The sequence below is a fragment of the Methanopyrus sp. SNP6 genome, from assembly GCF_002201895.1.
Classification (GTDB): domain Archaea; phylum JAADCQ01; class Methanopyri; order Methanopyrales; family Methanopyraceae; genus Methanopyrus.
This window is the reverse complement of record NZ_CP019436.1, coordinates 1,372,085-1,384,736: the sequence shown is the minus strand read 5'-3', so window position 1 is coordinate 1,384,736 and position 12,652 is coordinate 1,372,085. Positions and strand designations below refer to the sequence as shown.

The 12,652-nt window shown below is 62.4% G+C and carries 19 protein-coding genes; 9 read left to right on the top strand and 10 right to left on the bottom strand.

The genetic code is table 11. The features are described 5' to 3' along the window. Positions 1-238: 238 nt before the first annotated feature. The 5 genes from BW921_RS07560 to BW921_RS07540 all read right to left on the bottom strand — a co-directional run bounded on the left by BW921_RS07560 (position 239) and on the right by BW921_RS07540 (position 3,691). Positions 239-952, bottom strand: a complete 714-nt coding sequence (locus BW921_RS07560; RefSeq protein WP_148689233.1) for a hypothetical protein — start codon at positions 950-952, stop codon at positions 239-241. 58 nt (positions 953-1,010) lie between these two features. Then, entirely contained in the window at positions 1,011-1,427 is a 417-nt protein-coding gene (locus BW921_RS07555) for a UPF0146 family protein (protein WP_148689232.1), read from the bottom strand. A gap of 86 nt (positions 1,428-1,513) precedes the next feature. After that, positions 1,514-2,020, bottom strand: a complete 507-nt coding sequence (locus BW921_RS07550; RefSeq protein WP_148689231.1) for a 3-isopropylmalate dehydratase — start codon at positions 2,018-2,020, stop codon at positions 1,514-1,516. After that, positions 2,004-2,477 (bottom strand): phosphate-starvation-inducible PsiE family protein, encoded by a 474-nt coding sequence (locus tag BW921_RS07545; RefSeq protein WP_148689230.1) that lies wholly within the window; start codon positions 2,475-2,477, stop codon positions 2,004-2,006. The genes BW921_RS07550 and BW921_RS07545 overlap by 17 nt, the downstream gene beginning before the upstream one ends. 5 nt (positions 2,478-2,482) lie before the next feature. Continuing rightward, a complete protein-coding gene (locus BW921_RS07540; protein ID WP_236953747.1) occupies positions 2,483-3,691 on the bottom strand; it encodes a 3-isopropylmalate dehydratase/homoaconitate hydratase family large subunit in 1,209 nt (402 codons plus the stop codon). 30 nt (positions 3,692-3,721) lie between these two features. On the opposite strand from BW921_RS07540, the gene BW921_RS07535 reads away from it, so the two are divergent. Next, complete coding sequence (locus BW921_RS07535) at positions 3,722-4,288, top strand: hypothetical protein (RefSeq protein ID WP_236953746.1); 567 nt, start codon at positions 3,722-3,724, stop codon at positions 4,286-4,288. Here BW921_RS07535 and BW921_RS07530 read toward each other — a convergent pair. Genes BW921_RS07530 through BW921_RS07515 form a run of 4 tightly spaced genes read right to left on the bottom strand, consistent with a single transcriptional unit; the run spans position 4,209 to position 6,949 of the window. After that, on the bottom strand, positions 4,209-5,402 hold the full coding sequence (locus tag BW921_RS07530) for a homocitrate synthase family protein (RefSeq protein ID WP_148689227.1): 1,194 nt from the start codon (positions 5,400-5,402) through the stop codon (positions 4,209-4,211). The genes BW921_RS07535 and BW921_RS07530 overlap by 80 nt on opposite strands. 4 nt (positions 5,403-5,406) lie before the next feature. Next, positions 5,407-5,739, bottom strand: a complete 333-nt coding sequence (locus BW921_RS07525) for a DUF190 domain-containing protein (RefSeq protein ID WP_168168860.1) — start codon at positions 5,737-5,739, stop codon at positions 5,407-5,409. 2 nt (positions 5,740-5,741) lie between these two features. Next, entirely contained in the window at positions 5,742-6,101 is a 360-nt protein-coding gene (locus tag BW921_RS07520) for a CrcB family protein (RefSeq protein ID WP_236953834.1), read from the bottom strand. 38 nt (positions 6,102-6,139) lie between these two features. After that, positions 6,140-6,949, bottom strand: coding sequence for an undecaprenyl-diphosphate phosphatase (locus BW921_RS07515; RefSeq protein ID WP_168168859.1), 810 nt, complete (start codon positions 6,947-6,949; stop codon positions 6,140-6,142). Positions 6,950-7,172: 223 nt separating this feature from the next. Between BW921_RS07515 and BW921_RS07510 the strand changes: the two genes are divergently transcribed. From BW921_RS07510 to BW921_RS07500, 3 genes are all read left to right on the top strand, one after another. Further along, the gene (locus BW921_RS07510; RefSeq protein WP_088336255.1) at positions 7,173-7,445 is read left to right on the top strand and encodes an ACT domain-containing protein; all 273 of its coding nucleotides are present in this window, start codon (positions 7,173-7,175) and stop codon (positions 7,443-7,445) included. 5 nt (positions 7,446-7,450) lie between these two features. Further along, complete coding sequence (locus tag BW921_RS07505; protein ID WP_148689224.1) at positions 7,451-8,803, top strand: PFL family protein; 1,353 nt, start codon at positions 7,451-7,453, stop codon at positions 8,801-8,803. 67 nt (positions 8,804-8,870) lie between these two features. After that, positions 8,871-9,878 carry an isocitrate/isopropylmalate dehydrogenase family protein gene (locus BW921_RS07500; RefSeq protein ID WP_148689223.1) on the top strand — a complete coding sequence of 336 codons (1,008 nt, stop codon included), beginning with the start codon at positions 8,871-8,873 and terminating at the stop codon, positions 9,876-9,878. Here BW921_RS07500 and BW921_RS07495 read toward each other — a convergent pair. After that, the gene (locus tag BW921_RS07495; RefSeq protein ID WP_148689222.1) at positions 9,868-10,299 is read right to left on the bottom strand and encodes a hypothetical protein; all 432 of its coding nucleotides are present in this window, start codon (positions 10,297-10,299) and stop codon (positions 9,868-9,870) included. The two genes, BW921_RS07500 and BW921_RS07495, sit on opposite strands and share 11 nt — an antisense overlap. On the opposite strand from BW921_RS07495, the gene BW921_RS07490 reads away from it, so the two are divergent. Genes BW921_RS07490 through BW921_RS07470 form a run of 5 tightly spaced genes read left to right on the top strand, consistent with a single transcriptional unit; the run spans position 10,299 to position 12,647 of the window. Continuing rightward, positions 10,299-10,622 carry a ribonuclease P protein component 1 gene (locus BW921_RS07490; RefSeq protein WP_148689221.1) on the top strand — a complete coding sequence of 108 codons (324 nt, stop codon included), beginning with the start codon at positions 10,299-10,301 and terminating at the stop codon, positions 10,620-10,622. The genes BW921_RS07495 and BW921_RS07490 overlap by 1 nt on opposite strands. Positions 10,623-10,636: 14 nt before the next feature. After that, entirely contained in the window at positions 10,637-10,969 is a 333-nt protein-coding gene (locus BW921_RS07485) for a 30S ribosomal protein S17 (protein WP_148689220.1), read from the top strand. Positions 10,970-10,987: 18 nt separating this feature from the next. After that, the gene (locus BW921_RS07480; RefSeq protein WP_148689219.1) at positions 10,988-11,389 is read left to right on the top strand and encodes a 50S ribosomal protein L14; all 402 of its coding nucleotides are present in this window, start codon (positions 10,988-10,990) and stop codon (positions 11,387-11,389) included. Between the two features lie 13 nt (positions 11,390-11,402). Beyond that, positions 11,403-11,849: a 50S ribosomal protein L24 gene (rplX, locus tag BW921_RS07475; protein ID WP_148689218.1), complete on the top strand. Its 447-nt coding sequence runs from the start codon at positions 11,403-11,405 to the stop codon at positions 11,847-11,849. A 15-nt stretch (positions 11,850-11,864) separates the two neighbouring features. Further along, a complete protein-coding gene (locus tag BW921_RS07470; RefSeq protein WP_148689217.1) occupies positions 11,865-12,647 on the top strand; it encodes a 30S ribosomal protein S4e in 783 nt (260 codons plus the stop codon). Positions 12,648-12,652 lie beyond the last annotated feature (5 nt).

The window sequence follows — 12,652 nt, the reverse complement described above, 5'->3', positions numbered from 1 at the left end:
GAGCAAGTTCCTGAAGAACTCGGCAATACTATGGTAAGCCGGGATACCGACGAACGGTACGGGGATGGTAGAGGGACCCTTCTCCGTTGTGGTCACGGGCTTCGACGGCACTCGGGCCAGGTACTCGTAGAACGGCAGCTTAGGGAACTGATCCGAGTAACACCCGATGCACAGGTCGCCCGTCGCCGTGCACGGTGAAACACCGGCGGTGCTTTTCGAGGCCGCGCAGTTTGGGGTTTCAGCCCCCTTTGCAGCCGATAGCTCCCCTACATCCGGGTTCGGCTAAGGTGTTCGCAATCTTCCTCGTCCTACGCCACACACACGTCCTACATACGGTCTTGAACCCCGGTTCGGAGCGACTACCTCCCAGCTCCGTCGAAGATGGTGGCTCACCGATGGCTCCGCCGGTCATGGCGTACCAGATGTGCTCAGGCCTGGGAGGGCACCCCGGCACGTACTCGTCCACCACAACCGCGTCGGATACAGGTCTCAACCCGTACGGACTCAGACGGTTCACTCCGGCCGTCCACGCGCAGTTACCCACTGCTATCACCGTATTGGAGATTTCACGTGCGTGTTCCACAACTGTCTCGAAATCGTGGATTGTGGGCCCTACACTTCCCGTGATCAGCGTAACGTCTACACTGCTCAGTCGGAGAAAATCATCCAATGATCGATCTGTGAAACTGGGACAGTAGATCAATGAGCGCCTGAGAGTTCCGAACACGGGATCTGCGTTGGCGAGCGCCTTGAGATCAATACCGATCTCGACCAACGTCGTGGTACAACCTCCACACGACCCTCCGAAAACCATGGCCACGGACCTCGGGACGGATTTAATCAGCGCCCGAACAGGTTCCTCCGACACCAGGACGGACAACACGCCTGTGAACGCAAGCTTCAAGAACGTCCTCCTGTCGACGGGAGTTTCCAGGAGATCATCGAAACTCACTGAGCACTCCCCCGAAAATGGCGGAACTCGCCTCCGCGCCGCCCCTCCACCGGGCCGTTCAAGGCTTTTTCGGTTTTTCTCGAAAGTGTGAAAATCGAACACAGTGTAGAAGCCAACCTCCGACCCGTACTAGCGATTCCGGCAACTCGTACCGTTCCTCCTCCATCATCTTCAGTGCGACCGTCGGGTACCGCTCTATCAGTCCCACCGCCAGTTCCACCGGCGGTCGCACGGCGTACACCAGATCAGGACGTAGTGTCCGCAGTATCCATCTTGACTCCTTGATAGCGTCCGCGTTGACCGAAGGTATTCCTTCATTCAACGCCCGTCGGACGTGCTGTATATCGATCTCTACCCCATACGCGTCAATTCCGAGCCTCATCAGTTCCTTGAGGTATCGGAGGTTCCTCCCGTGACCCACCTCCACCACGCGTCGTGCGCGCAACCAACTTACGATTTTCAGAAGATCTCTCATTTTAGAGCCCCGAACGTTCCGGTCGTCGTAACATTCCCGCGGGCTACGGAAACGTCGGCGATTTCCGATCAGTACGCTAGCACGAGTCAGTCCCTCCAGGGCGGCTTATTCGGGTTCCTTCTGGCCATCTCCAATAAACCCCCCTGTTCCCAGGCTCGTAGCGCGAACTTGGGGGGCTCGCGCAGCGGTACCTCCTCTGACCCGACCCGGAGAACCAGCTCGTCCAAGTCTACGGTGACCCGGTCGCCATCCTCCACCACCTCGGTAGGATCCTTCTCGGCCTCGACTGTGGGTAGCCCGCGGTTGATCGCGTTCCGGTAGAAGATACGGGAGAAGGACCTCGCTACCACACAGGTGACCCCAGCCTGCTGGAGTGCCATGACGGCTTGTTCGCGGGAGGAACCGCAGCCGAAGTTCTTCCCGGCCACGATCACGTCGCCCTCACGGACCTTCTCGGGGAACTCCGGGTCAACACCGGTCATGGCGTAGCGGCCGAGCTCATCGTAAGAGACCCTCCTCAGGTAACGTCCGGGGATGATCTGATCGGTGTCGACGTCGTCTCCGAACACGTGTCCCCTACCGCTCCACTTCACGCTCTTGCCCCCGTATTTCCTTGAAATGAGCTTCGAAGTAGTCGGGTGAGTACTTGAGTACGACGACGCGTGACACGACGAGTACTGTCAACATAGCGGTCACCGAGAGCAGCTCGACAGGCTGTATGACTCCTCGGTAGTATTTCAGGAACGTCTCCCGAAGTATCATGATGATGGTGATGTCTACAACGTACCGCAGCGGCACGCGTCGGTGACTGAGAGTTTCGAGTACGCTCTGATAGACCTCAAGGAGCAGGAGCACATCGAACACACACTCCACGATGAGTCCGAAAGTCATGCGGAAACGAACCTGGTAAGGACTGGTGAGGAAAGTCTTCACAATGTCGTACACGCCTACCCCGAAGATGAAGAGGGTGATGGCGAGGATGAGGATCATCACGACGTGTACCGTGATGTCGAGGAGTCTGTACGCTAGCTTGTTCATCCGTTCGCTCAAGAAGCTCACCTTAGGACGTCTTGTGGGTCTACCAGCTCTCCCTCCGCCGCTGCGACTGCGGCCGTCACGGGACTCGCCAGGTATATCTCGGCCCCCCGGGATCCCATCCTACCAGGGAAGTTCCGGTTCGCCGTGGAGACGCAGATGTCGTCGTCTCCGAGCACTCCGAGGTGTTCACCTAAGCAGGGCCCGCAGCCGGGTGGGGCGATCGTGACGCCCATACGGATCAGTTTCAGGGTTATCCCAGTCTCCGTCATGCGCTCGAGCACTCGGCGAGACGCCGGTACGACTACGATCCGCACATCGGGGTGGGGACCGCCGAGTTCCTCCAGGATCTCGGTGAAAGTCTTCACGTCTTTGTAGCGACCGTTGGTGCAGGATCCCACGAACACCCTGGTCACCTCCACACCTTGGACGTCGCCCACGGGTCGCACGTCATCGACGCGGTGCGGGACCGAGACCACTGGCTCGACCTCGGAGGCGTCCAGCTCGATCACCTCGTCCGCGTCCCCAGGTCGGAGTTCCTCGGGACCCCCTTCCGGTGGTACGTACGCGGACTTCGCACCGGCCTCCGTGGCCAGGTTACACAGGCACATACGGTCGCCGAGCGGCATGCGCTCTGGGAACCCCGTGTACTCGAGGACCGCGTAGTCCGCGTACCCTGCACCCAACTCGCCGACCACGGTCAGGGCCAGGTCCTTGGCGGTGGTGGGTTCCTTCAGCTCGCCCTCGACGTGCACTCGCACGGTCCTTGGGACCCGAATCCAGAGCTCGCCGTAGAGGAGGGCGAAGGCCATGTCCGTTCCTCCGAACCCGAACGCGAGGGCGGAAACGGCTCCCGCGGTCGGGGTATGGGAGTCGCCGCCGAAAATCACCCGACCGGGTCCAGCGTACCCCTCCTCGACGAGCACCTGATGGCATACACCCTCGTCCACGTGGACGTGCTCGATCCCATGGCGTCGGGCGAACTCGAGGAGCTCGTTCTGGCAGTTCGCCGCCTCCACCGAGCTGGGAGGTACGGAGTGATCGAAGATTAGAACGACTTTCTCCGGACTCTCGACGCGTTCCACACCGAGCTCTCGCAGCGTCCTGAGGGCGGTCGCTCCGGACCCGTCGTGCAACATGATCACGTCGGGTTCCACGTACACGGCCTCGCCGGCTTCGACATGTTCTCCGACCCTCTCCGAGAGGATCCTCTCCGCGACGGACGCCACGTCCGCTCCCCCTTCGGGGGGTAGGCTGGGTTGATAGTGATACGATCTCGGCAGGAGGATTGCAGGAAGCTCCTCCGTCGGGCGTTGTGCGAGGTGGTACTGCGGGAAGTCGGTCACCCGGCCTTCGCATGTCCTATCGGGGGACCTCCTTACTGTCATCCGCGAGACGTCGGTAAGTACCGGCCGCGGGGCTACCTCTCGATGTGGGACCTAGAGGCGGCTGGCAGGATCCTTGAGTCGGGTCGCCGTTACCTGTACGAAGAAGACCTTTACGTGACATGTCTAGTGTGCGACCTCCTCGGACCGGTGGGCAGGTGCGCGCTGCCGATGGAACCGTTGGAGAGGTCGGGACGGCGCGTCTCGGGGTTACGGATAGCGCCCACCGGGGACGACAGACAGGACGGGCTGGTGAAACTTGCCCTGAGATGGCTCGCCGCGAACCCTTCGGCGTCGATCGAGGGGTCCTGGCCCGATAAGGCGGACGCGTTCCTGGAGTACGCGGAGGAAGCCTGGGGACTCATCGATTACCTGGATCGTCTCGGTCACCTCTCGATCCCAGCACGTTCCGGACGACCTCCTCGAGCTTGGAGTCGGTGACCCTGACCCGCCGGTCCCCGAGAGCTTTGATCCTCCTGAGGACCTCCTCGACGATCTCCTCCTCCGGTTCCACGCCCAGCTCCTCCAACTTCGCGACCACCGCCTTACGTCCGGTGTGCTTACCGAGGACGATCTTCCGGTCCATACCAACCTCGTTGGGATCCATAGGTTCGTAAGTGCGCGGCTCCTCCAGGACCGCGGCCACGTGGATCCCGGACTCGTGCCTGAAGGCGTTCTCGCCCACGACGGCTTTGTTCGGGGGCACGTCGATACCGGAGTACTCCGAGACCTTCCTCGAGAGTTCCGCAAGTACCTCGATGTTGAACCCCGGGTCGATCCCGTACAGCTTCTTGAGTGCCATGATAACCTCTTCGAGGGCCGCGTTGCCCGCGCGCTCACCGATCCCGTTCACGGTGGTGGAGATCGCCTGTGCCCCCACCTCGACGGCGGCCAACGAGTTGGCCACGGCCATACCGAAGTCGTCGTGGCAGTGCACGCCGATGGGTAGGTTCACGATCTCGCGGATCTTCGTCACGAAAAGGCGCATCGCCGCAGGGATCATGACGCCGACGGTGTCCGTCGCGTGGACGCGGTCCGCCCCGCACTCTTCCGCAGTCCGGTACACTCTCTTCAGGAACTCGAACTCCGTCCTTGTCCCGTCCTCCGCGGAGAACGCCACCCACAGCCCGTGGTCCTTCGCGTACTCGACCGTGTCGGCGATCCGCTCGAGCACCTCCTCCCTCGACATCCGGAGCTTGTACTTCAGGTGCAGCTCGGAGGTCGCGATGAAGGTGATGACACCATCCACATCGCAATCCAGCGCCGCGTCCACGTCACCCCGTAGCGTCCTAGCCAGGCACAGTACGTCTGCGTCCAATCCCTCGGAAGCTACCATGCGCACGGCGTCCCGCTCACCCTCGGACACCACCGGGAACCCGGCCTCGATCTGCTGCACACCCAGTTCGTCCAGTAGGTGTGCGATCTCCAGCTTCTGCTCGGGCGTGAAGCTGACACCCGGAGTCTGCTCACCATCCCTCAGCGTCGTGTCGTAGATTATAACCTCGTCCGGCAGGTTCATCTCCCTCACGGCCTCGCGTACGTACGGACTCTGCACGTGCTCACCCCTCCAGGTCGTACGCGACCTCTAACCGCTCCAGGGTTACGACGCCCACGTCGAGACGCTCTTTGAGGAGCTCCAGAAGGCGCTCGACCTTCTCCAGACTGTCCACCACCTCGACGACCACGGGCAGGTTCATCGACGTCCTGAGGATACGCGCCTCTGAGTGCCCGCGACGGCCGCAGCCCGCGAAGCAGCGGTATACGGTGGCTCCTCTCAGTCCAAGCTCGCGTACGCGTTCGAGGATCCAGTCTACCGCCGGCACTCCATCGACTCTGTCCCCCTCGAGCAGGTACACCTTCAGTCTCACCGGCTCCTCGATCTCCCTGACCAACCTCACGCCCTCCCCGACCATACCACGTGCGCCGCCGCCATACCACCGATCATGGCCGCGATCCCGAACACGATGTTAGCTGTTAAGTAGAGAATGGAGAGTACCGGTGAGGCTTTTAGCAGCTCCACGGTCTCGTACGCCATCGTGCTCAGCGTGGTTAGGCTCCCGCAAAACCCCACCATCGCGAGCGCTCGGATCTTGGGGGAGAGCGAGCCGAACATCATCAACCAGGCTAGGAATCCGAAGATGAACGACCCGAGGGTATTCACGAGGACCGTCCCCACAGGGAACCCACGCACCTGCGGCACGAGACCTGACAGCAAGTAGCGACAGACAGCCCCCAACGCGCCTCCGACCGCCACGGCGGCCAACTCCCGGACCCCGATTTTCATCACCCCTCTCAGATCATCTTGGCCGCTAGCGGCACTAAGAGCGCGATCCCACCCAATAGCAGGCACACCTTCGAGAAGTCGAGACGCCTCGCCACCCGCAGCAGCGCCTCCATACAGATCAAGCTCACGACGAAGGACACCACTATCGCCGTCACCATCCACGTCGTGCCCATCTTCGTGGCCGCGCTCAGCCCCTCCTTAAGCTCCAGAGCCGTCGCGCCTAACATCGCCGGACCGGCCAGGTAGAACGACAACCATACTGCCTCTCTACCGTCGAACTTACGCCAGAGCAGGAGCGCCATCGTCGTACCTGATCGGCTGATCCCGGGGATCACCGAGAACCCCTGCCCCAAGCCCACGGTGATGGCGTCCACGACGTTGACATCTCTGCGGTCCCTCAGTCCTTCGGGCGATATCCGAAGGGGGAGTCCCGTGACGATCAGGGCACCTCCGATAGCCATCTGGATCGCGTCTCCCGTGGCGGCCGAGAAGATACCCTTCAATGCCTTGTAGACAGGGAGCCCGACGACGGCCGTACAAACCGTGGCAACGATCAAGAACAGTCCCGGTCGCCGCCACGGTCCGCCCGTCAGTAGGTCCTTCACCGTCATCCAGTACGGGACTCCGAACCGTAACAGCACGGCGAGCAATGTGCCGGCGTGGAGCCAGAGCGCCAGGTCCATCGCGGTCGAGGGTGGGATACCTAGTACCTTCATCATCGTCATTGTCGCCTGACCTTCGCTGCTGATCGGTAACCATTCCGTGATACCCTGCACCACGCCGGCCAGGACGGCGGTCAATAACTCGATCTCCCGCACCCCCTCCACCACCGAGACTGCCCGAAGTTAAATCTCTGTTCGGAATTCGGAGTCGGAAGGCGATTACCGGTATCTGACGTCGCGGGTCGGGTACTTCCACGAGCTGTCGGAAGGCCCGTTCCGCAGTTCGACGTCGAAGCGGCGTCCGCACTCCGTCCCGGTCCTCGGGCCCTTCGAGGAAAACCTTTCTGACGGTCGCGATCACGCTCCTGGGGGCATCGAGTTGACCCGCGCGGTGGTGACCGTGATCGGTGCGGACCGACCAGGTATCGTAGCCGGAATCTCGAGCGTTCTGGCCGAACACAACGCGAACATCGAGGACATCTCCCAGACGGTACTACGTGACCTGTTCGCGATGGTCATGCTCGTCGACCTCTCAGAGGCCGACGTGAGTGTGGGTGAGCTGAGGAAGGAGCTTCAAAAGGCTGGCGAAGAGCTCGGTGTCGACGTGATCGTTCAGCATGAGGACGTGTACCGCGCGATGCACCGGGTGTAGGCCTCATGTCCAGTCTGGACGTGGAGGAGGTCATCGAGACCATCGAGATGATCCGGATGCGGAACCTCGATGTCCGAGCGGTGACACTTGGGATCAACCTCCTGGACTGCGCCCACCCGGATCCGGAGGAGCTGGCGCGGGGCGTTCGCGAGAAGATCGTCGAGGTCGCCGGTGACCTCGTGGAGGTCGTAGAGGAGGTGGAGGACGAGCTTGGAGTGCCTGTGGTGAACAAGCGAATCGCCGTCACACCATGCTCACTCGTGGCCGCGTCTGCCATCCGGAAGGAGGGGCGCGAGGCCGTCCTGACCATCGCGGAGGCGTTGGACGAGGCGGCGGAGGAGGTTGGTGTCGACTACCTCGGTGGGTACACGGCGCTCGTTTACGACGGGTTCACGGAGGCTGACGAGGCCGTACTGGACACTATCCCGGAAGCCATCGAGGAGACGGAGCGGCTCTGCGCGTCGGTCGTGGTCGCGGACGAGCGCTACGGGATTAACATGGACGCGGTGTACAGGACCGCGGAGGCCGTCAAGGAGACCGCGGAACGCACCGAGGGGCACGGTTGTGCCAGACTCGTGGCGCTGACCAACGCTCCCGAGAACACGCCGTTCATGGCCGGAGCATTCCACGGGGTCGGACAACCCGAGGCGTGCGTCAACGTGGGGATCTCGGGACCGGGCGTCGTCCGAGCAGTCGTCGAGGAGTTGAAGGACGCCGACTTCCGGACGCTGCACGACGAGATCAAGCGGACAGCGTTCAAGATCACCCGAGTGGGCGAGTTGGTGGGCCATCGGGTGGCGGAGCGACTAGGGGTGGAGTTCGGGGCCGTGGACCTGTCGCTGGCCCCGACCCCAGAGGACGGCGACAGTGTCGCGGAGATCCTGGAGAGGATTGGCCTAGAATCGTGCGGTTGTCCCGGAAGCACGGCCGCGCTGTACCTGCTGATGGACGCGATCAAGAAGGGTGGAGCGGCCGCGACCTCGAGACACGGCGGTTACAGCGAGGCGTTCATCCCGGTGAGCGAGGACGCGGGGATGGCCCGAGCGGCGGAGGAAGTCCTCACCCTCGAGAAGCTTGAGGCCATGACCGCGGTGTGCTCCGTTGGGATCGACATGGTTGTCGTGCCCGGAGACACCCCGGTCGAGACCATCGCGGGTATCATCGCTGACGAGGCGGCGATCGGCGTGGCTACGGGCAAGCCGACGGCGGTCAGGATCATCCCAGCGCCGGGCAAGGAGCCCGGGGACGAGTTCGAGATGGGCGGACTACTCGGCAGGGCCCCGGTCATGGACGTATCGGACTACCGACCGACCATGTTCCGCAGGGACGGTCGGATACCGCCCAAGTTCCCGCGATGATGGCCGATGACGAGGCCGGCTCTGCGAGATCGGTGACGAGGATTGGCCTTTCCGAGGCCCGACGGGGGTGAACGCGTCGCCGACCGTCGTGGTCATTCCAGGGGACGGGATCGGACCGGAGGTCATCGACGCGGCCCTGAAAGTCGTTAGGGCGGTCCTGGGCGACGAATTGGAGATCGTGGAGGAACAGGCCGGGTACTCGCTGTGGAAGAAACGAGGGATCACGATCGAGGACGAGACGGTCGAGCGCTGCCGCGAGGCGGACGCCGTTCTCTTCGGCGCGTGCACGACCCCGGAGGGTCCGGAAGCCGAGAGCCCCATCGTGACGCTGCGGAAGGAGCTCGAGCTATACGCCAACGTCCGCCCGGCCCGTTCCTGGCCCGTACCGAGACCGGTCGACACGGAGTTCGATCTAATGATCGTCAGGGAGAACACCGAGGGCCTCTACACCGGGTGTGAGTGCGAGGTACACGACGGTGTCACCGTAGCCCTACGTAAGATCTCCGAGGAAGGTACATGTAGGGTCGCCAAGATCGCATGCGACTTAGCCGAGGAACGCTCCGGCCGCGTGACCATAGTTCACAAAGCCAACGTGCTGAAGCTCACGTGCGGGACGTTCAAGCGCGTCGCGGCGGAAACCGTGGAGCGCCGCGGTCTGGAGTGGGACGACGAGTACGTGGACGCGGCGGCTTATAAGTTGGTGCGTGAGCCGAACCGCTTCGACGTGATCCTCACCTCCAACCTGTTCGGGGATATCCTCTCCGACCTGGCTGCGGGCCTGATGGGGAGCCTCGGCCTAGCGCCCAGCGCGAACCTAGGGGACGACGCGGCCCTCTTCGAGCCCGTACACGGATCGGCACCCGACATCGCAGGCAAGGGGATCGCGAACCCGGTAGCTGCGATCCTCTCGGCCGCCATGATGCTGGATTACCTCGGTTATGGGGAGGAGGCCCGTGCCATCGAGCGTGCTGTTGAGGAAGTACTGCGTGAGGGCGTGAGGACCCCAGATCTCGGAGGTTCCGAGACCACGGAGGGGGTGGCCGAGGCGATCGCGAAGCGCGTGGCTACCGAGTGAGTGGAGAGCGTAGGGAGACCGGCTCGTACCTGGGATCGCCTCCGAGCTCCACGAGGGCCACCTCGGGTAATCCCTTAACCCTGCGTGCGAACTCCCTGCTGCGCCCCTCGATCAGCAGCTCGGCCAGCTCCGAGGCGAGCTCGATTTTGTCCCGGAAGCAGCACCTCTCGGTCTCGGCCACGGCCGGGTCGTTGAATGTGATCATCACGGGTTCTTCCCCACCGAGCTTCCTGCCGGCCTCTCCGGATCGTACATCCAGGTATGTCGGGTCCTCCGTGAGCTTCAACACCCGGGAGTCCGCGTCGTACCTGACGCTGTCCCCGGAAACCGGCTCCAGCTTCCTCGCGCTCTCCATCGCGAGCCTCAGGAGGTCCTGACATGTCGCGGACCGGAAGACCTTAACCTCGGGGATTCCGGACATTGCCGATCACCCCACGCAACATCGTCCGACACGAGCTCATCGGCCTGAAGTGCCGAGTGGTGAAGTCGCTAGGACCTCCGTACGAGGGCCTGGAAGGCAGAATCGTAGACGAAACGAAGAACACCCTGGTATTGAAGACGGAGTCCGGTGAAAAGGTTATAGTGAAAGATCGGGTGCTGCTCGAGTTCAAGCTTCCGTCGGGCGAGAGGGTACGCGTTGACGGTGCCCTGCTCGTGGGTCGTCCGGAGGAAAGGCTTTCTAAGCGGATCAAATACGCGGAGATCGCGCGCGGTAGGTTCGATCCTGAGGACTACCTGGATTGACGGGGGAGTATCGAATGGTGAAAGACATCGGGCTCGGCGTCAAGCCACCGCGGAGGGAGTGCGACGATCCGAACTGCCCGTTCCACGGTAACCTGAGGGTCCGTGGGATGGTCCTCGAGGGTGTCGTAGTGAGCGACCGAATGGACAAGACGGTGATCGTGGAGCGCGAGTACTACCGGTACGATCGGAAGTACGAGCGTTGGGAGCGTAGACGCTCCAGGATCCCGGCCCACAACCCGCCCTGCATAGACGCCCGGGAAGGTGACAAGGTCCGGATCGCGGAGTGCCGTCCCCTGAGCAAGACGAAGAGTTTTGTCGTGGTCGAGGTCCTCGAACGTGCACAGTAGAGGTAGGGGTGAGCCGCCGTGAAGGCGATCAAGGCGAAGTCCCCGCGTGCCGCGCTACCCGTGGGCGCACGACTGACCTGCGCGGACAACACTGGCGCCAGGGAGCTCCAGATCATCGCCGTGAAGGGTTACAAGGGTGTCCGTAGGAGGCTACCGAACGCCGGGATCGGCGACATGGTAGTGTGCTCGGTGAAGGAAGGTACTCCGGACATGCGGAAGGAGGTCGTGAACGCCGTCATCGTACGTCAGCGCAAGGAGTACCGTCGTCCCGACGGAACTCGAGTGAAGTTCGAGGATAACGCGGCCGTCATCGTGACGCCGGACGGCGCCCCGCGAGGCTCCGAGATCAGGGGCCCCGTGGCCAAGGAGGCCGCGGAGCGCTGGCCCAGGATCGGTAGCATCGCGAGTATCATAGTTTAGGGGGACGTCACACTTGCGCTGGACGAAGTCCAGTCAGCCGAGGAAACAGCGTAAAGCCTTCTTCAACGCCCCGCTGCACAAGCGCCAGAAGCTCATGAGCGCTACGCTCCACCCGGAGCTCAGGAAGAAGTTCAACCGACGGAGCCTGCCGGTCCGAAAGGGAGACGTGGTCAGGATCATGCGAGGTGACTTCAAGGATCACGAGGGCGAGGTCGTCGAGGTGGACTTGAAACGCCTACGTATCTACGTGGAGGGCGCCACGATCGAGCGGGCGAACGGAGAGGAGGTGTACTATCCGATTCACCCCTCCAACGTGATGATAATCGAGCCGAACTTGGACGACCCGATGCGGCGTAAGATCATAGAGCGCTCCGGCGGTACTCCTGAGGTCGAGTCCGTACCCGAAGAGGAGAAGGAGGAGAAAGAGGAAGAAACGGAGGAGGAAGAGTCCGAGGAGTAAGGGGGGTGAACCCGCTTGGGTCGCGCGCGTAGCGGTCCGAAGCGTCACGTGAAGCGCCTCGCAGCCCCGTACGCCTGGCCGATCCCTAGGAAGGAAGGTGGTAAGTTCGCACCGAGGCCGTACCCTGGACCGCACACCATGGACACGAGCGTGCCGCTGCTGATCCTGGTACGCGACATGCTGGGATACGCCGACTACGCGCGGGAAGCCCGGAAGATCATCACGCGCGGTGAAATCTACGTTGACGGCGTGGTGAGGAAGGAGCCGAAGTTTCCGGTGGGCATCATGGACGTGGTAGAGATCCCGCGTACCGGAGATAGGTACCGCGTGGTCATGAACGAGCACCACCGCCTGGACGTCGTCCCGATCTCAGAGGAAGAGGCCAGGGTGAAAGTCTGCCGAATCAAGAACAAGACCTACGTGAAGGGAGGTAACCTCCAGATCACGATGCACGACGGCAAGAACTGGCTCGTCGAGATCGAGGACCCGACGGATCCGAAGGAGGACGTCTACAGCGTGGGAGACAGCCTCGTGCTCGAGCTCCCGGAACCGGACAGCGGTGAGAGATGGGAGGTCGTGGACCACATCCCGTTCGAGGAGGACGTCTGGGTGTACGCGATGACCGGCCGACACTCGGGCGAGGTAGGTCATGTCGTCGAGATCCAAACCTTCGAGGGTCCGCAAGAAGACCTCGTCACCGTCGAGAACCCGGAGGGAGACAGATTCCAGACCACGAAGGGCCGGCTCATTGCGATCGGTAAGGACGAGCCGATAGTCACCGTGAGGAAGGAGGAGTAGGGGGA

Excerpts from the sequence above, each read along its gene's own strand:
- BW921_RS07555 (WP_148689232.1), bottom strand. The coding sequence starts at position 1,427 with ATGAGAGATCTTCTGAAAATCGTAAGTTGGTTGCGCGCACGACGCGTG.
- BW921_RS07505 (WP_148689224.1), top strand. The coding sequence starts at position 7,451 with ATGTCCAGTCTGGACGTGGAGGAGGTCATCGAGACCATCGAGATGATC.
- BW921_RS07495 (WP_148689222.1), bottom strand. The coding sequence starts at position 10,299 with ATGTCCGGAATCCCCGAGGTTAAGGTCTTCCGGTCCGCGACATGTCAG.
- BW921_RS07485 (WP_148689220.1), top strand. The coding sequence starts at position 10,637 with ATGGTGAAAGACATCGGGCTCGGCGTCAAGCCACCGCGGAGGGAGTGC.